A 19,186-nucleotide genomic window follows, 5' to 3' on the forward strand; every position below is an offset into this window, starting at 1 on the left:
ATGACGAGCGCGTACCACCTTCCCGCGGGCAAGGCCCTCGGCGGCCCCTACGTCGTGGACGTCACCCCCGAGTCGGCGGCCTGGGGCTACTCCAGCCTGCGGATCCTGGAGCTGCCGCCGGGCGGCATCCACACCTTCGACACCGACGACAGCGAGTGGATCGTCGTCCCGCTCAGCGGCGCGTGCACGGTCTCCGCCGCCGACGACTTCGGCCACGACACCTTCGAACTCCACGGCCGCGAGAGCGTGTTCACCGCCGTGAGCGACTTCGCGTACGTTCCCCGCGACTCCCGTACGACGATCCTGTCCCCCGGCGGTGGCCGCTTCGCGCTGACCGGCGCCCGCTGCACCCGGCGGCTGCCCGCCCGCTACGGCCCGGCCTCCTCGGTGCCGGTGGAGCTGCGCGGCACCGGCAACAGCTCGCGCCAGGTCAACAACTTCGGCGCGGCCGGCGTCTTCGAGTGCGACAAGCTCATCGCCGTGGAGGTGATCACGCCCGGCGGGAACTGGTCCTCCTTCCCGCCGCACAAGCACGACGAGCACCGGCCCGGTGAGGAGTCCGTCCTCGAAGAGGTCTACTACTTCGAGTTCGCCGACCACGAGGGCACCCCCGGTCTCGGCTACCAGCGCGTCTCGCCATCGGGACAGGGCCGTAACACGGACGTCCTGGCCGAAGTCCGGGGCGGGGACGTCGTGTTGATCCCGGACGGCTGGCACGGGCCCTCGATGGCGGTGCCCGGCCACCACATGTACTACCTCAACGTCATGGCGGGTCCCGACGACGACCGGTCCTGGCTGATCTGCGACCACCCCGACCACGCCTGGGTCCGCGGCACCTGGCCCGAGCAGCCCGTCGACCCCCGCCTCCCCCTCTACACGGCACCGGAGAAGTCCTGATGAGCACCCCCACCCGCCGCCTGACCGTCGCCCAGGCCCTGGTGCAGTTCCTGTCGGTCCAGTACACCGAGCGCGACGGCGTGCGGCACCGGCTGATCGCCGGCACCTGGGGCATCTTCGGCCATGGCAACGTTGCCGGACTCGGCCAGGCGCTGCTCGAAGCCGGCGAGGACACGATGCCGTTCCACCAGGGCCGCAACGAACAGGCCATGGTGCACGCGGCGGTCGGCTACACCCGCCAGCTGGACCGGCTCTCCGCGCAGGCGGTCACGACGTCGATCGGACCGGGCGCCACCAACCTGGTCACCGGCGCCGCGCTGGCCACGATCAACCGCCTGCCGGTGCTGCTCCTGCCCGGCGACTACTTCGCGACCCGTGCCGCCGACCCGCTGCTCCAGCAACTGGAGCACCCGGTCGAGGGCGACCTCTCGGTCAACGACACCCTGCGCCCGGTCTCCCGCTACTTCGACCGCGTCATGCGCCCCGAGGCCCTGATCCCGGCCGCGCTGAACGCGATGCGCGTGCTGGCCGACCCGGTGGAGACGGGAGCGGTAACTCTCGCTCTGCCGCAGGACGTTCAGGCCGAGGCCCACGACTGGCCGGAGGAGTTCTTCGCCGACCGCGTGTGGCACGTACGGCGGCCCGCGGCCGATCCCTTCGAGCTGACGGAGGCGGTCGCGGCGATCCGGGCCGCCGAGCGTCCGGTGATCGTCGCGGGCGGCGGCATCCACCACAGCCAGGCCGAGGACGCGCTCAAGGCACTGGTGGAGGCGACCGGCATCCCGGTCGCCTCCACCCAGGCGGGCAAGGGCTCGCTGCGCCACGACCACCCGGCCGACCTGGGCGGCATCGGCCACACCGGCACGGCCGTCAGCGACGAGATCGCGCGCACGGCGGACCTGGTGATCGGCGTCGGCACCCGCTACACGGACTTCACGACGGCCTCCCACACCCTGTTCCAGAACCCGGCCGTCCGGTTCGTCAACCTCAACATCACCGCGTTCGACGCCCACAAGCTCGCGGCGCGCACCCTGGTGTGCGATGCGCGGGCCGGGCTCACCGCGTTGACCGAGGCACTCGCCGATCACCGTGTGAACTCGGTTTACGAGGCCGAGTACCGCGAGGGCAAGGAGCGCTGGGAGCGGGTCGTCGACACCGCGTTCACCGCCCCCGACGAGAACGCCGTCCCGACCCAGACCCAACTCCTCGGCGCCCTCGACGCGGTCGTCGGCGACGACGACGTGGTCATCAACGCGGCCGGTTCCCTCCCCGGCGACCTGCACAAGCTGTGGCGAGCCCGCTCGCCCCGCCAGTACCACCTCGAATACGGCTACTCCTGCATGGGCTACGAGATCCCGGCCGGCATCGGCGTCCAGCAGGCCGCCCCCGACACCCCCGTCTGGTCGCTGGTCGGCGACGGCACCTACCTGATGATGCCGACCGAGATCGTCACGGCGGTCCAGGAGGGCCTGCCGGTCAACCTGGTCCTCATCCAGAACCACGGCTACGCCTCCATCGGCGGCCTCTCCGAGTCGGTCGGCGGCGAGCGCTTCGGCACCGCCTACCGCTACCGCGCGGCCGACGGCACCTTCTCCGGCGCCCCGCTCCCGGTCGACCTCGCCGCCAACGCGGCCAGCCTCGGCATGGACGTCCTGCGCGCCAAGACGGTGCGTGAACTGCGCGAGGCGCTCGCCACGGCCCGCGCCTCCGACCGGCCGACGTGCGTCTACGTCGAGACCGACACCGCCACCCCGACCGCTCCCCCGGCCGAGGCCTGGTGGGACGTGCCGGTCGCCGAGACCGCCTCGCGCGCATCGGCCGTACTGGCCCGCGAGGAGTACGACCGCCAGGTCGCCGACCGTCGCCGCCACCTCTGAACTCCCCTCCCCCGAAAGGCCCTTGCACCATGAAGACGATCACCCACTGGATCGACGGCAAGCCCGTCGAGAGCACCTCGGGCCGTTTCGGTCCCGTGTACAACCCGGCGACCGGCGCGCAGGAGAAGCAGGTCGGCTTCGCGACCGTCGACGAGGTGGACGCCGCCGTCGCCTCCGCGAAGGCCGCGTTCGAGAGCTGGGGCACCTCCTCGCTCGCCAAGCGCACCGCGATCCTGTTCAAGTACCGCGAGCTGCTGGACGCGCACCGCGACGAGATCGCCGAGCTGATCACCGCCGAGCACGGCAAGGTGCACTCGGACGCGCTCGGCGAGGTCGCGCGCGGCATGGAGATCGTCGAACTCGCCTGCGGCATCAGTGTGCAGCTCAAGGGCGAGCTGTCGACGCAGGTCTCCACGCGCGTCGACGTGGCCTCAATTCGCCAGCCCCTGGGGGTAGTTGCGGGCATCACGCCCTTCAACTTCCCGGCCATGGTGCCGATGTGGATGTTCCCGATCGCCATCGCGACCGGCAACACCTTCATCCTCAAGCCGAGCGAGAAGGACCCCTCGGCGTCCTACCGGCTGGCCGAACTCGCCTCCGAGGCGGGCCTCCCGCAGGGTGTCCTGAACGTCGTCCAGGGCGACAAGCTGGCCGTCGACCGCCTCCTGGAGCACCCGGACATCGAGGCCGTCTCCTTCGTCGGCTCGACGCCGATCGCCAAGTACATCCAGCTCAAGGCGGTCGAGCACGGCAAGCGCGTGCAGGCCCTCGGCGGCGCCAAGAACCACATGCTGGTCCTGCCGGACGCGGACCTGGACTTCGCGGCCGACCAGGCGATCAACGCGGCCTACGGCTCGGCCGGCGAGCGCTGCATGGCCGTCTCCGTCGTGGTCGCGGTCGGCGACACCGGCGACGAGTTGGTCGGCAAGATCGCCGAGCGCGCCGGCAAGCTCCGCATCGGCCCCGGCAACGACCCGGCGTCCGAGATGGGCCCGCTGATCACCCGCGAGCACCGCGACAAGGTCGCCTCGTACGTCGCGTCGGCCGCCGCGCAGGGCGCCGAGGTCGTCGTCGACGGCACCGGCCTCTCGGTCGAGGGCCACGAGGACGGCTTCTTCCTCGGCGTCTCCCTGCTCGACAGGGTGCCGCTGACGGCGGACGCGTACAAGGACGAGATCTTCGGCCCGGTCCTGGTCGTCGTCCGCGCCGAGTCGTACGACGAGGCCATCACCCTGATCAACAGCTCCCGTTGGGGCAACGGCACCGCGATCTTCACCCGGGACGGCGGCGCCGCCCGCCGCTTCCAGATGGAGGTCAAGGCGGGCATGGTCGGCGTGAACGTGCCGATCCCGGTGCCCGTCGGCTACCACTCCTTCGGCGGCTGGAAGGACTCCCTCTTCGGGGACCTCCACGTCTACGGCAACGACGGCGTCGCCTTCTACACGCAGGGCAAGGTGATCACCACCCGCTGGCCGGACCCGGCCGACGGTGGCATCAACCTCGGCTTCCCCAGCAACTCCTGACTGTCCGTCACGATCCGTGAGGAGGTGCCCCTGTGGCCAAGACCGGTGACTTCACGCGTGCCGCGAACGGGTCCCCGCTCGATGCCCTGCATTTCGCCCTGGACCGCAACAGTCCGGTGCCGCTGTACTACCAGCTCGCACAGCAGCTGGAGGCGGCGATCGAGCACGGGGCTCTGGCGCCGGGCAACCTCCTGGGCAACGAGATCGACCTGTCCGTACGCCTCGGCCTGTCCCGCCCCACCGTCCGCCAGGCCATCCAATCCCTGGTGGACAAGGGACTGTTGGTCCGGCGGCGCGGGGTCGGCACGCAGGTGGTGCACAGCCAGGTCAAGCGACCGCTGGAGCTCAGCAGCCTCTACGACGACCTGGAGTCGGCCGGACAGGGACCGACCACGGAGGTGCTGCGCAACGAGGGCGTGCCCGCGACCGCGGATGTCGCGGCCGCCCTCGGTGTCCCGGAGGGCAGCGAGGTCACCCTCCTGGAACGGCTGCGCTCGACGCACGGCCAGCCGGTGGCGTTCCTCTGCAACTACCTCCCGGCCAACCTGCTCCAACTCGACACCGCCCGGCTGGAGTCGACGGGCCTGTACCGGATGCTGCGCACCGCCGGCGTCACCCTGCACAGCGCCCGCCAGACGATAGGCGCCCGCTCGGCCACCCCCGCGGAGGCCACCCGCCTCGACGAGAAGGAGGGCGCCGCGCTGCTCACGATGCAGCGCACGGCGTACGACGACACGGGGCGGGCGGTCGAGTACGGGACGCACATCTACCGGGCGTCCCGGTACGCGTTCGACTTCCAGCTGCTGGTCAGGCCCTGAACTACACGGCGGAGTCCAGGAGTTGGCGCTGCTCCGCCGTCAACTCCAGGTCCACTGCGGCGAGGTTCTCCTCCAACTGGGCCACGGACGACGCCCCCGCGAGCGGGACGATCGGCAGCGTCCCGCCCAACTGCCAGGCCAGCACCACCTGGTTGACGCTGGCCCCGGTCTCCTTCGCCACCTCCCGCAGCGCGGCGAGGCGGGCCGGGGTGCCCGGGTGGTCGTAGTCGGCGGGCAGCGGTTTGTCCTCGCGGGTGTAGGCGCCGGCCAGCAGCGGTGAGTAGGCGACCAGGGTGAGGCCGGGCTCGGCGCGCAGGTAACTGGACAGGTCCGGGCCGACGGTGCCGAGGCTGCCGTCGGGGAAGAACTCCGACGGCACGTCCGTCCGGGGGCGCAGATAGCTGTGCTGGTACTGGAGGACCTCGTAACCGGGCAGTCCGGCCGCGGCGGCGAGCGCACGGGACCGTTCCACCCGCCAGGCGGCGTGGTTGCTGACGCCCAGGAGACCTACGGTGCCCTCGGCCACCAACTCGGCGAATCCTTCGACGGTTTCCCGCAGCGGAACGCTCTGGTCCTCGATGTGCGCGTACAGCAGGTCGAGCTTGTCCACGCCGAGGCGTTCCCTGCTGCGCTCGGCCGACTCGCGGATGACCTTCGCGGACAGTCCTTCCGGGTTGTCGACGAAACCCGAGCCGGGTGCCAGCGGGCGGGCGCCGAGCTTGGTGGCGATCACGATCTCGTCGCCGATGCCGCGGCTGCGCCGCCACCGGCCGAGCAGCTTCTCGCTCTGACCGCCCTGGCCGCCGTCGACCCAGAAGGCGTAGTTGTCGGACGTGTCGATGAAGTTCCCGCCGGCCTCGACATAGCGGTCGAGCACGGCGAAGGAGGTCTTCTCGTCGGTGCGGGAGCCGAACAGCATCGCGCCGAGGGCGAGCACGCTCACCTCACGGCGATGCGCCGGATCGGCGCCTATGGTGCGGTACTTCATGTGGTCCCTCCCGTTCGCACCCGGTTCTCCGGGCGCGAACGGGAGTCTTCCTCTTGGAGCGCACTTCAAGTCAAGCCCCCGCGCGGCTACTTGGCGAACGGCCCGTCCAGCGCCGCCCATTGGAGCAGCATGATCGTCTTGGCGTCGGCGATCTCGCCGGTGCGGATCATCTCCAGGGCGCGACGGAAGGGGAGTTCGAGGATCTCGATGTCCTCGCCCTCCTCCTGGAGACCGCCGCCCTCGTGGGTGCGGGTCGAGGGGCCGTAGGAGGCGGCGTAGAAGCCGATGCGTTCGGTGACCGAGCCGGGGCTCATGTAGACGTCGAAGACGTGCTCGACCTCGCCGACGGTGTGCCCGGTCTCCTCCACCACCTCGCGTCGTACGGCCTCCTCCGGGTGCTCGTCCGCGTCGTCGAGGAGGCCGCCCGGGGTCTCGACGAGCATGCCGTCGGGGTGGCCGTTGACGTAGACGGGAAAGCGGAACTGGCGGGTGAGCAGGACCGTTTCGCGCTCGGCGTCGTAGAGGAGCAGGGTCGCGCCGTTGCCGCGGTCGTGGGTCTCGCGTTCCTGGGTGGTCCAGGTGCCGTCGCCGTGGCGGAAGTCGAAGGTCGTGGTCCGCTCGACGTACCAGTGGCTGGACAGCAGGGTCACGTCGCGGACCTTGACGCGCGGGTTTCCGGTCAGGCCGAGGCCGGTGCGGTCCAGGCCGGTGCGGCCCCGGCGGTCGGGGGTGTCGGCGCCCGCGGTCATCGGACACCGGCCGGACGTGAGCGGATGATCGAGTTGTTCATGTCCGACATCTATCACCCCGGGGCGCGGGACACCTGGCCGGAACCCGTGCCCCGCGAGTTCAACTGGTGTGCCGGTTGCGTTGATTCGTCGCGTCCCGTCCCCCGCCCCGGGCATGCTGGAAGCATGTCTGAGCACGGTGATCAGGTACCCGGATACCGGATGATCAGGATGGAGGCCCTGCCGGACGCCCCGGCGGCAGCCCTCGCGGACGTGGAGGCGTGGCAGGCCCGAAAGGCCTATCCGGACGTCCTCGGCGGTGGTGGCGCGATATTCGGTGTGGCCGAGGAGATCGATACCGGCGGCTGGAAGATCGTCTCCCTCTTCTCCACCCCCTACCCGCAGGGCGCACGCGACACCATGGCCATGACCTTCCGCGAACAGGCGCGGGCCGCCGAGGACGCGGGCGACACCGAGACGCAGCGGGAGTGGCTGCGGAACGCGGAGCTGCTGGACTGGGAGGCACTGGACGAACTCACGGTCCTGGGGCGCCGGTTCAGGATCGTGCGGGGCGACCAGTTCATCCGGATGGGACCGACGGGACCGGAGCCGCCCCGGCCGTCCGACCCCGACCCGGCGAAGGTCGGACACGGTCACGAATACCGCGGCCGTACCAAGGGGTTCGTGATCGACCCCTTCACCCCGACCGGGATGTCCGAGGGCATCCTGCGCATGGAACTCCTCTCGCTGGTCCACGCCAAGGGCACCGCTCCCTCCGCCGTACGCGAGGACTCGTTGCGCGCCCTGGAGACGCATCCCGGGGGTGTGCTGCTGCCCGCCGGGTTCACCGCGGCCGAGTTCTCGGACGGCCACTGGGCGCCGACGCAGATGACGAACGCGAGCCCGCAGGGGTCGCGGGACACGCTCACCACCTATCTGCGGGTGATGGCACCGGTCATGGAGCAGCTCGACGAGGAGACCAAGGCGGAGTACGGGCGGCTGGCCGACCGGATCGACGCCGAGCGCTGCGACGAGATCGTGATCGACGGCTGCCGGACGCGAATCGTGCGCGTGGAACGCCTCGTCCGCATCGGTCCCGACGGTCCCGAGGGCCCGCGCCCCTCCGACCCCGACCCCGAACTCCCCACCTCCGTCCAGGAGAAGCAGCTCCGCGAGGAGGGCGTCCTCGACGAGTACCGGGTGCGAGACGAGGAGGAGACCGAGCAGCGCCGCGTGGCGGAGGAACAGGCGAAGGAGTTCCTACGGCTGTTCGAGGAGCAGAAGCGACGGCGAGAAGGCGCCGCCGAGGCCTGAGTCGAGGAGGGCGGGGCCGACCGGTCCCGCCCTCCTCCTCAGCGGTGCTGTCAGCTCTTGCCGAGCATCTTGTCCATCTGCTCGATCTCGGCGCTCTGAGCCGTGATCACGTCGGCCGCCAGCTCGGTGGCGGGGGCGTAACTCCCGTCCGCCTTCTCGGTCTTGGCCATGTCGACGGCGCCCTCGTGGTGCTCGACCATCATGGTGAGGAACATGGTGTCGAAGTCGGCGCCGGAGGCCTTCTCCAGTTTGCCCATGTCGGCGTCGCTCATCATGCCGGGCGTGGCGGACGACATGTCGTGGTTCATGCCGGAGTCCATGCCGGACATGTCCTGGGGCACCTGCTCGCCCCACGAGGTGAGCCAGCCGGACATGGTCCTGATCTCCGGGGCCTGGGCCCCCTCGATCTTCGTGGCGAGGCTCTTGACCTGCGCCGAGGAGGCGTGGCCGGCGGCCAGTCCGGCCATCTCCACGGCTTGGCGGTGGTGCTGGATCATGTCCTTCGAGAAGGAGACGTCCGCGGCGTTGTGGCCACCGGTCGCGGTGGCGGACGCGGTCCCGCCGCTCGCCTTGCCGTCGTCGTCGCTGCCGCACGCGGCGAGCGTGAGGGCGGCCACCGAGGCGGTGACGGCGAGAACGGTACGACGGACGAACCTGCGCTGTGCGGTCATGGGGGAACTCCTGGTGTGTGGATCCGTTCAGGGCATACCGATGCGCGCACGGTGACGTGTCGCGCGGGCCGCTCTAGATCCGCAGGAGTTGGAGTTCGGCGAGGGAGGGCGGGGCCCGGCCCCCGTCGGGACCGCTGCCCGTCCCGGACGTACGACTGTCCGGCGCCTCGGCGCAGGCCGCCACATCGGGTTGCAGCACCGGAATGACGGCCGGGGCACCGGCGACGGACGCGGAGGCGCAGGTCGCGTCGGCGTGTTCCATGTGGCTGCCGCCGCAGTCCCCCGCGTCGTGATCGCAGGCGTCCGGCGTCGACGCCGTCTCGCCCGTCGCCACGGTCGTCACCGCCATGGTGTGCCCCTGAGCGGGCTCGGCCATGGGAACGGGCCCGAGCCCGTGCATCCCGAGCAGGCCGAACAGCAGGGCGGCCACGAGCAGCCCGTAGGACCGCACGCGAGGGTGCGGTCCTACGGGCTGCTCGGGACGGGCCATGGAGCCACCATACCCACCCTGGGTATCCGGCCCGCACCGGACACCTAGGTGAGCGCCCCCGCCGCGGGTGCCTTCGCGCTGCGGTAGGTGGAGATGCCCAGGGCCAGCAGCCAGTAGCTGAGGATCGCGCCCATCAGGGCGGTGGTGCCCCAGCCGTTCGCCGCGTAGAAGTGCGCGGGCGTGTTCCCGAAGAACAGGGACGGCACGAAGGCGAGGTTGATCCCGGCCAGGACGTAGGCCGACCTGGCGGTCCAGCGTGGCAGCAGTCGCGTGCGGGAGACGGCGAAGCCCACCGCGGTCAGGAAGAACGCCAGCATGAGCCGGGAGATCGACCCGTAGAGGATGTAGGTGCCGCTGACGTCGATCGTCGGGTCGATGGGGTGGTCGGCGGCGATGACCGCGCCGGCCTCCAGTCCGCTGGAGACCAGCGTGATCGTCGTGTACACCAGCCCCGCCGTGAAGGCCATCGAACCGGCCCACTCGTACTCGGGGTTCACCCGCTTCACCAGTTCGCGGAACGCGGTCACGAACACGAGCAGGAACGCCAGCGCGACGATCCCGATCAGCAGCCGGGCCAGCACGTTGGCGTCCGGCGGCGGGCCCGAGTAGACGAAGTACAGGGGCACTTCGACGATGAGGGCGACGGCGGCGGCGATGCCCGCACCGCCCGCCAGACGCCTGGCCGACATTTCGTTCATGGGGTCCCCCGGAGGTTCCGTGCGGTGGATTCGGTACGCCTTGAATCCTGCCGTCGGCGACGCTCCCGGTCCCTGGGCCTGAGGACCGGATCGGGGGTGGTCCTGGCAACACCCTCCGTCGGACGTGAGGGGGTCAGGCGCCGAAGACCTGGAACTCCGAGACCTGCCCGGCCGGCCAGCCGTTGTTCGCGGTGATGTCGAGCCGTACGTAGCGGGTGGTGACGGTGGAGGGGAGCGTGAGGGTCGCGGTGTTGCCGGTCGCCGGGTCGAAGGTGCAGCCCGCCGAGGCGAGCAGCTGGGTGGCGGTGCCGGCGTCCGTGCCGCCCTGCACGGAGATCGTCTGGGTGCGGGTGGCCCAGGCGGTGGCCGGGGGAAGTTTCAGGACGATCCGTTTGACGGCGGTCGCGGCGCCCAGATCGACCTGGATCCACTGCGGGAAGGCGTTGTTGGCGGACTCCCAGTAGGTGTTGGCGTCGCCGTCGGTCGCGTTGCCCGAGCCGTACGTCTGGGTGTGGCTGCTCTCCGAAGTCGGTTGGTGGAGCGCCAGGTTGGTGGTGCCGGACGGCGGGTCGGTCGTGACGGCGACCTGGCCGGAGGGCTGGGAGACGTTGCCCGCCGCGTCGTAGGCGACGACATCGAAGGTGTAGGCGGTGGACGCGCCAAGTCCGGTGACGGTGAAGGAGGTTGAGCCGGTGGTGCCGACCTGGGTGCTGGTCGAGCCGGAGACCCGCAGGACGCGGTAGCCGCTCACGCCGACGTTGTCGGTGGCCGTGTTCCAGCTCAGCGAGACGGAGTCGCTGGTGTGCCCGGTGACGGTCAGGCCGCCCGGCGCGGCGGGCGGGGTGGTGTCGCCGCCGTTCGGAACGACCGGCTGGGTGGGGCGGGTCGGGGTCAGCGCGAGCTGCCCCTTGAGCATGCGACCGCCGTCGCCGGTCAGGCGCAGGTAGTAGTCGGAGGAGCAGGCGGTGCCGTCCTCGTCGAGGGCGAGGAACCCGGAGTTGGTGGGCACCCAGGCCTGGGTCTCGGCGGTCTTGGCGATCTGGTTGCCCTCGTTGAATTCATCGAACATGGAGATGTAGATGCCCTGCACCCCCGCCCGCACCATGTTGTAGAACTGCCGCCACATGAAGTCGCCGTGCGCGCGCTGCCTGCCGGAGACGTCGCCGGGCAGGACGCAGGGCTGGAAGTCGATGCCGTTGGCGTTGCAGTCGGCCTGGTCGGGGACGGTGTACGTGGTGTAGGCGTTGTCGGCCTCGGTCACGTTGCCGATGGCGCCGACCATCCACGGCGAGATCATGTTGAAGGCGTGGTAGACGCCCAGGAAGCCGGGCTGCGAGCCCCCGGTGCCCGTCCGCCATTCGCGCGGGACGCCTCCGATGACGTAACAGCCCTGGTTCTTGAACCAGTTGACGACGTCGAGGCAGGCGTCGGGGGTGAAGGGGTGGTTGGGGTCGTTGAAGCCGAAGCCCCAGACGCAGACGACCGGCTTGCCGTTCTGCTTCGCGTAGGCCGAACTCGCCGTGTGCGCGGACATCTTGTTCGTCCAGTCCGTCTTGATCTCGGACCGCATGTTCGTCCAGTTGGAGACGTCGTACATGATGTAGAACTTCCGCCCGTACGACTCGGCGGCGGCGCGCACCTTGGTCGCCATGGCGTCGCGGGTGGGGCCCTCGCCACCGGTGGGGTTGAAGCGTTGCAGGGCTGCCGTGTCGATGTTGTTCTGCTGCATCCACAGGAAGTGGGTGTTGACCGTCTGCTGGTCGTAGGAGGAGAACAGCTTGGCCGGCCGGCCGTTGCCGAGGGCCGCGTAGGACGTCTGGTAGGTGTTGGTGTACTCCCGCACGTCGGGCCAGCAGCTGATGCCGGTGTTGGTCGGGGACGGGGGCTGGCTCCAGTTCTGGGTCCAGTGCCACCAGCCGTTGATGGGCGCGCCGTCACCGGTGCAGGCGAACCAGCCCTGGTAGCCGACGGTGATCCTGCCGACGACGTCGCCCGGCGCGCTGGCCGCCGACGCGGCTGGGGCGAGTACGGTCTCGGCCGCTCCCACCGTTCCTACGGCCGTGGTCGCGATCGCGGCTCTCAAGAAGACTCTGCGTGTGACACCCATCTGGACTCCTCCGGACTCCTGTTGACGTCTGCTTGCTCCGCTTCGGTGGGCGGTGCCGCCGAGCGCGCTCACGCTCGCGCTCGGCGGCACCTTCGGGTCGGATCAGGTGTTCCAGACCTGGAACTCCGAGATCTGACCCGCCGGCCAACCGTTGTTCGCCGTGATGTTCACGCGGAGGTACCGCTGGGTGGTCGCGCTGAACGTGAGGGTGACCGTGTTGTTGGTGGTGGGATCGAAGGCGTACGTCGCCGACGACTTGACGGTGCTGAAGGAGGAGCCGTCGGTGCTGCCCGACAGGGACAGCGTCTGGTTGCGGGCGCCCCAGGCGGCGGGGAGCTGGAGGACGACCCGGTTCGCGCTCTGTGCCGAACCGAGGTCCACCTGGACCCACTGCGGGAAGGCGTTGTTGGCGCTCTCCCAGTAGGTGCCCTGGTTGCCGTCCGTGACGTTCGAGGACGCGTAGACGTCGGTGTGGCTGGACTCGGTGGTGGCCGCGCCGGCCGCCAGGTTCCTGCTCACCGTGCCGGCGCCGACTCCGGTCAGCGCGACCGTGGTCGTGCCGTTCGACGCGTTGCTGGCGATGCTGAGATCACCGGTGCGGGTGCCGGACGCGGTGGGCGTGAACGTGACGCTCACCGTGCAGGAGGCGCCCGCCGCGATCGACGAACCGCAGGTGTTGGTCTGCGCGAAGTCGCCCGTGACGGTGACACCGGAGACGGTCGCCGCCGCCGTACCGGAGTTGGTCACCGTGACCGTCTTCGCGCTGCTCGCGGTGTTGAGCGCCTGAGTGGCGTACGACAACGACGTCGGGTCGGCCGACAGGGTCGCCGGTGAGGAGCCGCCGCTGCTCGGGAACACCTCGAAGTCGGACAACTGGGCTGCGTTCCAGCCCGTGTTGGCGGTGATGTTGACCCGTACGTATCTCGCGGTGGCCGAGCTGAACGTGATGGTCACCGTGTTGCCGTTGGCGCTTGGGTCGAAGGTGTATCCGGCCGAGGCCTTGAGCGTGGAGAAGCTGGAGCCGTCCGTCGATCCCTGCACCGACAGGGTCTGCGTACGGGCCGACCACGCGGTCGCCGGCGGGAGTTTGAGCACGACCTTGCCGACGCCGTAGTTCTGGCCGAGGTCGACCTGCGCCCACTGCGGGAACGAACCGAGCGTGCCCTCCCAGTACGTCGAGGCGTCCGTGTCGGTGAGGTTCGAGGCGACGTAGGGACTGTCGCTCGAACTCGCCGCCGCCGGGCGCCCGGCGGCGATGTTGGTGGTGCTGTCGATGCCACTGCCGGTCAGGGATACGACAGTTGGGCTGTTGTTGGCGTTGCTGGTGACGGTCAGGCTGCCCGTGCGCGCTCCGCCCGTGGTGGGCTTGAATCCGACGGTGACCGTGCAGGAGGCGCCGACCGCGAGGGTGGAGCAGTTGTTGGTCTGGCTGAAGTCGCCGGTCGCCGCGACGGCGGAGACGGTCGCCGACGCGGTGCCCGAGTTGGTCACCGTCACCGTCTGCGCGGTGGCCGACGAGCCGACCACCGTGGCGGGGAAGGACAGGCTCCCCGGGTCGGTGTTCAGCACCGGGCCCGGCGCGGTGCCGGTACCGGAGAGGCTGACCGTGTTGGTGGTCCCGCCCGCGTTGACGGTCAGAGATCCGCTACGACTGCCGGTCGCCGTCGGCGCGAACCTCACACTGACGGTGCACGAGCCGTTCGCCGCGATGGACGAACCGCAGGTGTTGGTCTGGGCGTAGTCGCCGCTGGTGGAGATCGAGGAGACGGACGCGGCGGCGTTGGTCGGGTTGGAGACCGTCACGGTCTGCGCCGTGCTCGTCGAACCGGTCGCCACCGAACCGAAGTTGAGCGCTCCGGGGGTGGCCGTCACGCCCTCCGACGGGTAGGGCGGGTAGACCGGAGCGGGCCAGCCGCCGCAGTACGGCGTGCCGCTGATGCCGGAGTTGCCGCCACCGTCGGTGATGACGAAGTTGCCGCCCGAGCAGTTGTAGACCGGGTTCGAGTAACCGACGCCGGTGGCCGTGACGTTGGTGAACTTGGCGGCGCCGCCGGTCTGTTCCTGGAGGGCGAAGGTGCCGGTGCCGGCGATGGTCACGTTGTTGAGGTTGACCCCGCTGATGGTGCCCTCGACCCACTGGACCGCTTCGTAAGGGCTCTGCTGGATCAGTGCGTTGGTCACGTTGATGGGGCCGGTGATCGCGCCCTGGCTTCCGTCGAACCACAACGCCCCTACGCCGAACTGCCAGTTCGGGTCGAGGCTGCCGGCCCGGACCATGGTGTTGTCGGAGATCGTGGTCGTGCCGACCGGCGTCGACGTGAAGCGCTGCCCCACGTGGATGCCGCCGCCCTGGGCGATGCCGGTGTCCACGACCCGGTTGCCGCTGACGGTGTTGTCGTGGCCGCCGTAGATCGCGATGGCGTTGGCGAGGATCTGCAGGGACACGGTGTTGTTGGAGATCGTGTCGTTGGCGTCGGCGCCGATGCCGGAGTCGGCCCAGGTGGCGATGCCGTCGTCGCCGGTGTTGCGGATGTCGCTGTTGGTCACCTTCGAGTTGGTGACGCCGCCGTGGAAGTTGATGCCGTCCGCGGTCGTGTCACGGATGCGCATGCCGGTGAAGACCAGGCCGTCCATCGGCCCGTCCATCCAGGCGCCGACCTTCATGTGGTCGATCCACAGGTTGGAGACGGTCGAGTCGCTCAGCGCGCCGCCGATGCCGTTGACCTGGGCGCTGTCGTCGCGTTCCTGCACATTGCCGAAGATGGCGAAGTTCTGCAGGCGTACGCCGGTGCTCGCGTTGGGCGCGGAGTTGCCGTAGAAGCCGGGGGCCGTGCCGGTGACGGTCGAGTACCACATGCCGGCGCCGGCGATCGTGACGTTGTTGACGCTGATGTGGCCGGGGATGTTGAAGGTGCCCGGCGGGATCCACACGGTGCCGCCGGGGCCCGCCGAGCTGATCGCGGCGTTGAACGCGCTGGTCGCGTCGGCCACGCCGGTCGCGTCGGCGCCCTTGCTGGTCACCGACACCGCACCCGAGGGGGCGGCCAGGGCGGCGCCGACCTGCTCGAAGTCGGCGAAGTCGATCGTGTACGAGGAGGCGGTGTCCCCCGCGTCGACCTGGAGCTTGAAGGTCGTGCCCGCCGGATAGGTGGTGGTGAACAGGCGGTGGGCCTCGTCGAAGAAGTGGTGCGGGTTGCTGCCCGGGGTGTTGGTGAAGGGGTAGCTGCCGTAGTACCAGCTGTAGGCGTTGGTCAGGGTGAAGTCGGGCTGCTTGACGCCGTTGACGTACAGCGACAGCGCGGCGGTGTAGACCGAGCCGCCCGAGGTATCGGGGATGCTGTAGCGGAAGTTGATCGAGTTGGTCGCAACGGGCGTGGTGAACGTGACGTACTGGCCGGTGCCCTGGAGTGTCGTCGCCTTGCGGTACGACGCCTCGTCGGCCAGCTGGCCCGCGGTGTAACTCGGGCCGATGGCCGAGCCGTTGGTGGCGGAGTTCTCCGCCTGCACCTCGACGTAGGGCAGGCTCGCGCCGCTGCCGCCGGTGGCGGTGGACGCCGCCGCGGCGGGTGGGACAGCCAGAGCGAACACGCCCACGGCGGCCAGCATCACGGTGCTGACCACCCAGACGAGGGCTCGTCTCAGGTCTCGGATGGAATGGAACACGTGCCACTCCTTACGTAATGAAATGCCGGAACTGTCGCGCTGGTGCCACCAGAGAGGGAGGGGAGATGGGGGGTCGGTGACGATGCATGGGGGACCGTAATATCGTTGACATGATCACGCAATATCTCGACAGGGCTTTGCAACAAACAAATTTGTATCCCGCAAGATCTCAGGTGTCCGGACACACGAAGGTGCCGCCGGACGGGATGTCCGGCGGCACCGTGGGGAGGGTGGGGTCAGGAGGCGGGCGGGGTCAGGCGTTCCAGACCTGGAACTCGGACAACTGGCCCGCGGGCCAACCGGTGTTGGCGGTGACGGTGACGCGGAAGTAGCGCTCGATGGCCGCGGGGAAGGTGAGCGTCACGGTGTTCCTGGTGCCCGGGTCGAAGGTGTGGGCGGCCGAGGCCTTCAGGGTGGTGAAGGTGGTGCCGTCGGTGCTCCCGCCGAGGGTCAGGGTCTGGGTGCGGGCACCCCAGGAGGCGGGCAGTTGCAGGACCACGCGGGAAGCGCTCCGGGCCGAGCCGAGGTCGACCTGGACCCACTGCGGGAACGCGTTGTTGGCACTTTCCCAGTAGGAGTTCTGGTTGCTGTCCGTCACCTTCGACGACGGGTACACGTCGGTGTGGCTGGACTCGCCGGTGGGCTTGCCGGCGGCGAGATTCGTCCCGGCGGTGTCAGTGCCGGTGCCCGAAAGGCTCACCGTGGTGGGACTGTTGGACTGGTTGCCGGTCAGGGTGAGGGTGCCGGTTCGGGTGCCGGAGGCGGTGGGGGTGAAGGTGACGGAGACCATGCAACTCGCCCCGGCGGCAAGGGAGTTGCCGCACGTGTCGGTCTGGGCGAAGTCACCGCCGGCGGTGACTCCGGTCAACGCGGCAGTGCCGGTACCGGAGTTGGTGACGGTGACGGTCTGCGCGGCGCTGGTCGAGTTCACCGTCTGGTCGGCGAAGGTCAGTGATCCCGGGGACGCGGTCAGGACGGCCGACGGCGAGCCGCTACTCGCCGTGAGGGAAAGGGAGTTGATGTTCCAGCCGCCGCTGTCCTGGTCGAGGGTCAGAACCTGCCGGCCCGCAGGGAGGGTCACGTGCGTGGTAGCGGTGCCCCAGGTCTGCCAGTCGCCGGTGGCGGGCAGGTCGACGGCTCCGGTGAGGTTCGCGCCGGAGGCGTCCGACAGGTGCAGCGCGCCGGGCACCGCGGACGGGGCCGCGACGCGGAGGTCGAGGGTGTAGGTGCCGGCGGTGGCGACGTCGACTGTGTAGCGGAACCACTGTTCTGGACCGGTCCAACCCAGGTTGTAACCGCCGCCGGTGTCCGAGGTGTTGTCCAGGTCGACGCCGTCGGCCCGGTAGGAGTTGGCGTTGCCGTTGACGGAGGTGACGTTGTATCCGACGCCCTGACCGCCGGTGTCGTAGTCCTCCGCTTGGACCGTTCCAGGCACGGCGGCCGGGGTGCCCCCGTAGGGACCCTCGGGAGCGGGAGGCGGCCAGTGGTTGTCGCTCGACGTGGCGACGAATCCGGTGGAGTTGTTGACGAAGGCCGAGGTGCCGGAGCCAAGTCCCGTGACCGTGTTGCCGGTTATCGTCGCGGAGCCGGTGGGGGCGGGGTAGAACGGCGGCGAGATCGCGATGCCGTTGCGGCCGGGGGCGTCGACCGTGTTGTCCTGGAGCAGGGTGTTGGTCGAGGTGGAGAAGGCGATGCCGTCGTAGAGGGAATCCGTGACGGTGTTGCCGGTCACGGTGACCTTGTCGACGGTCCCGGTGTTCTGTCCGTCGCCGCCGTTGCCGATGTGCAGGGCGGGTTGGCCCTGGCTGTAGGCGTTGCCGCCGGAGCGGACCACGGTGTTGCCGGTCACGGTCGCGGACAGCAGGTCGCTGCCGTTGACGCCGAAGCGGCCTGCGCCCAGACCGATGTAACGGGCCGTGTCGCTGACGTAGTTGTCCCTGACCTGGTGGCCGCTGCCTCCGTAGATCCCGATGCCCTTGCCGCCCCAGGGGGCGATCGAGGTGTTGCCGCTGACGGTGACATCGGTCATCGGGTTGTAGTGGGTCTGGGAACCGTCGCCGTTGGTGTTGTAGGCGACCGAGTTGATGGCGATCGCGTCGTCCCCGGTGCCGCGTACGAAGTTGTTCGTGACCGTCAGGTCGTTCCCGGTGTCCGCGCCCAGGGACACGTTGTTGACGTTGATCCCGTCGGCCCAGATCGACGTCAGCCTGCTGTTCCTCACCGTTCCGCCGGTGCCGGAGGCCCAGAAGCCGGACATGGTGTGCTGGGTCCAGATGCCGTCGGCCACCCAGTCGGTGCCGGTGGTGTCCATCGCGCCGCCGTCCCCGCCGATGGCGCTCCGGCTGACGGCGTCGGCGTCGATGTGGAAGTCGCGCACCGTGCAGGACGTCAGGTCGAACAGGGCTGCCAGCGGGGTGGAGTTGGGGACGGGTACGTCGCGGTAGACCGTGCTGTACCAGAGGCCCGCGCCCGCGATGGTGATCCCCTGTGCGTCCAGTCCCGCGGTGCCCTTCACGTAGAAGGTGCCCTGCGGGATCCAGAGGATCTTGCCCTGTTGCTCGGCCTGGTCGACGCAGGTCTGGATGGCGGCCCGGCTGTCCACGGCCTGGCTGTCGGCCGCGCCGTTGGTCGGGGTGTTGTCCGCCACCGCGCCGCAGCTCGTGATCGAGATCGAGTTCGCGGGCTGGGTCCGCGGGGCCGGCGGGTTCTCCACGTCGACGGAGTCCACGTCGTAGAAGGACGCGCTGTTGTCGGCGTCCTTCCGCAGCGAGAACGTGGCACCCGCCGGAATCGGGGCCCCGGTGACGAAGGCGTGCGACTCGTCCCAGAAGACCCTCGGGTCACCGTCGGCCGGGTTCTGGTCGTCGCTCGTGTTGTAGTTGCCGTTGCCCTCGTACACCCAGGTCTGCCGGGAGTTGAGGTTCAGCGCCTGCCGGAACACTCCGTTGACGTACAGGTCCAGCGTGCCGGTAAGACCACCGCCGGAGGCCGAATCAGGAATGCTGGCACGGACGTTGAGGAAGGAGATCGGCTGCCCGGTGGTGTTCGTCCACTGCACCGACTGGCCCGTGTCGCCCAAGTGCACATAGGAATGGCCGGACGCCTCCAGGACCGCGCTGGAGTACTGCGTCGTCGGCGCCGAGGTCAGCGACCGAACGGCCGCGCCGCCGCCGGGAGTTCCCCCCTCGGCCTCATAGACCGAGAACGGCGTCGTCGCACCCACCGCCGCGCTCGCCACGGACTTGGTCTGCGGCGCCTGCTGTGTGGCGGCGACCGGTAAGGCGGACACGCACAGCGCACCGACCGCGGCGACGGCAGCCACCGCCAGTCGCCGGGGTCTGAGGATCGTCAGCATGTGAGGCTCCTTCACGGAGTGGGGGGGGAGACCGGCGCCCCGACCGTACAGAGACCC

The 19,186-nt window shown here is 69.8% G+C and carries 13 protein-coding genes; 5 read left to right on the top strand and 8 right to left on the bottom strand.

From position 1 onward, the window contains the following. The 4 genes from iolB to OG226_RS08405 are packed head-to-tail and all read left to right on the top strand — an operon-like array spanning position 1 to position 5,115. Positions 1-897 carry a 5-deoxy-glucuronate isomerase gene (gene iolB, locus OG226_RS08390; RefSeq protein ID WP_328676090.1) on the top strand — a complete coding sequence of 299 codons (897 nt, stop codon included), beginning with the start codon at positions 1-3 and terminating at the stop codon, positions 895-897. Next, complete coding sequence (iolD, locus tag OG226_RS08395; RefSeq protein WP_329348447.1) at positions 897-2,774, top strand: 3D-(3,5/4)-trihydroxycyclohexane-1,2-dione acylhydrolase (decyclizing); 1,878 nt, start codon at positions 897-899, stop codon at positions 2,772-2,774. Before iolB ends, iolD begins: the two co-directional genes overlap by 1 nt. 29 nt (positions 2,775-2,803) lie before the next feature. Continuing rightward, positions 2,804-4,297: a CoA-acylating methylmalonate-semialdehyde dehydrogenase gene (locus OG226_RS08400; protein WP_328676092.1), complete on the top strand. Its 1,494-nt coding sequence runs from the start codon at positions 2,804-2,806 to the stop codon at positions 4,295-4,297. 32 nt (positions 4,298-4,329) lie between these two features. Further along, entirely contained in the window at positions 4,330-5,115 is a 786-nt protein-coding gene (locus OG226_RS08405) for a GntR family transcriptional regulator (RefSeq protein ID WP_329348448.1), read from the top strand. Position 5,116: 1 nt separating this feature from the next. On the opposite strand, the gene OG226_RS08410 is transcribed toward OG226_RS08405, so the two are convergent. Together OG226_RS08410 and OG226_RS08415 are read right to left on the bottom strand one after the other, a co-directional pair. After that, the gene (locus OG226_RS08410) at positions 5,117-6,103 is read right to left on the bottom strand and encodes an aldo/keto reductase (RefSeq protein WP_329348449.1); all 987 of its coding nucleotides are present in this window, start codon (positions 6,101-6,103) and stop codon (positions 5,117-5,119) included. A gap of 86 nt (positions 6,104-6,189) precedes the next feature. Then, positions 6,190-6,852, bottom strand: coding sequence for an NUDIX domain-containing protein (locus tag OG226_RS08415; protein WP_328676095.1), 663 nt, complete (start codon positions 6,850-6,852; stop codon positions 6,190-6,192). A 165-nt stretch (positions 6,853-7,017) separates the two neighbouring features. On the opposite strand from OG226_RS08415, the gene OG226_RS08420 reads away from it, so the two are divergent. Then, on the top strand, positions 7,018-8,145 hold the full coding sequence (locus OG226_RS08420) for a DUF5954 family protein (RefSeq protein WP_329348450.1): 1,128 nt from the start codon (positions 7,018-7,020) through the stop codon (positions 8,143-8,145). A gap of 50 nt (positions 8,146-8,195) precedes the next feature. Here the strand turns inward: OG226_RS08420 and OG226_RS08425 are convergent, their stop codons facing one another. The 6 genes from OG226_RS08425 to OG226_RS08450 all read right to left on the bottom strand — a co-directional run bounded on the left by OG226_RS08425 (position 8,196) and on the right by OG226_RS08450 (position 19,129). After that, complete coding sequence (locus OG226_RS08425) at positions 8,196-8,816, bottom strand: DUF305 domain-containing protein (RefSeq protein ID WP_328676097.1); 621 nt, start codon at positions 8,814-8,816, stop codon at positions 8,196-8,198. 73 nt (positions 8,817-8,889) lie between these two features. Then, complete coding sequence (locus OG226_RS08430) at positions 8,890-9,306, bottom strand: DUF6153 family protein (RefSeq protein ID WP_329348451.1); 417 nt, start codon at positions 9,304-9,306, stop codon at positions 8,890-8,892. A gap of 44 nt (positions 9,307-9,350) precedes the next feature. Then, on the bottom strand, positions 9,351-10,004 hold the full coding sequence (locus OG226_RS08435; RefSeq protein WP_329348452.1) for a hypothetical protein: 654 nt from the start codon (positions 10,002-10,004) through the stop codon (positions 9,351-9,353). A 133-nt stretch (positions 10,005-10,137) separates the two neighbouring features. Beyond that, positions 10,138-12,111, bottom strand: coding sequence for a galactose-binding domain-containing protein (locus OG226_RS08440; RefSeq protein WP_329348453.1), 1,974 nt, complete (start codon positions 12,109-12,111; stop codon positions 10,138-10,140). 102 nt (positions 12,112-12,213) lie between these two features. Further along, positions 12,214-15,774: a choice-of-anchor D domain-containing protein gene (locus tag OG226_RS08445; protein ID WP_329348454.1), complete on the bottom strand. Its 3,561-nt coding sequence runs from the start codon at positions 15,772-15,774 to the stop codon at positions 12,214-12,216. Positions 15,775-16,027: 253 nt separating this feature from the next. Then, positions 16,028-19,129, bottom strand: coding sequence for a discoidin domain-containing protein (locus tag OG226_RS08450; RefSeq protein WP_329348455.1), 3,102 nt, complete (start codon positions 19,127-19,129; stop codon positions 16,028-16,030). Positions 19,130-19,186: the final 57 nt, after the last annotated feature.

It is taken from the genome of Streptomyces sp. NBC_01261 (assembly GCF_036226385.1).
Taxonomy (GTDB): Bacteria; Actinomycetota; Actinomycetes; order Streptomycetales; family Streptomycetaceae; genus Streptomyces.

Excerpts from the sequence above, each read along its gene's own strand:
- iolB (WP_328676090.1), top strand. The coding sequence starts at position 1 with ATGACGAGCGCGTACCACCTTCCCGCGGGCAAGGCCCTCGGCGGCCCC.
- iolD (WP_329348447.1), top strand. The coding sequence starts at position 897 with ATGAGCACCCCCACCCGCCGCCTGACCGTCGCCCAGGCCCTGGTGCAG.
- OG226_RS08400 (WP_328676092.1), top strand. The coding sequence starts at position 2,804 with ATGAAGACGATCACCCACTGGATCGACGGCAAGCCCGTCGAGAGCACC.
- OG226_RS08410 (WP_329348449.1), bottom strand. The coding sequence starts at position 6,103 with ATGAAGTACCGCACCATAGGCGCCGATCCGGCGCATCGCCGTGAGGTG.
- OG226_RS08415 (WP_328676095.1), bottom strand. The coding sequence starts at position 6,852 with ATGACCGCGGGCGCCGACACCCCCGACCGCCGGGGCCGCACCGGCCTG.
- OG226_RS08420 (WP_329348450.1), top strand. The coding sequence starts at position 7,018 with ATGTCTGAGCACGGTGATCAGGTACCCGGATACCGGATGATCAGGATG.
- OG226_RS08425 (WP_328676097.1), bottom strand. The coding sequence starts at position 8,816 with ATGACCGCACAGCGCAGGTTCGTCCGTCGTACCGTTCTCGCCGTCACC.
- OG226_RS08430 (WP_329348451.1), bottom strand. The coding sequence starts at position 9,306 with ATGGCCCGTCCCGAGCAGCCCGTAGGACCGCACCCTCGCGTGCGGTCC.
- OG226_RS08435 (WP_329348452.1), bottom strand. The coding sequence starts at position 10,004 with ATGAACGAAATGTCGGCCAGGCGTCTGGCGGGCGGTGCGGGCATCGCC.
- OG226_RS08440 (WP_329348453.1), bottom strand. The coding sequence starts at position 12,111 with ATGGGTGTCACACGCAGAGTCTTCTTGAGAGCCGCGATCGCGACCACG.
- OG226_RS08450 (WP_329348455.1), bottom strand. The coding sequence starts at position 19,129 with ATGCTGACGATCCTCAGACCCCGGCGACTGGCGGTGGCTGCCGTCGCC.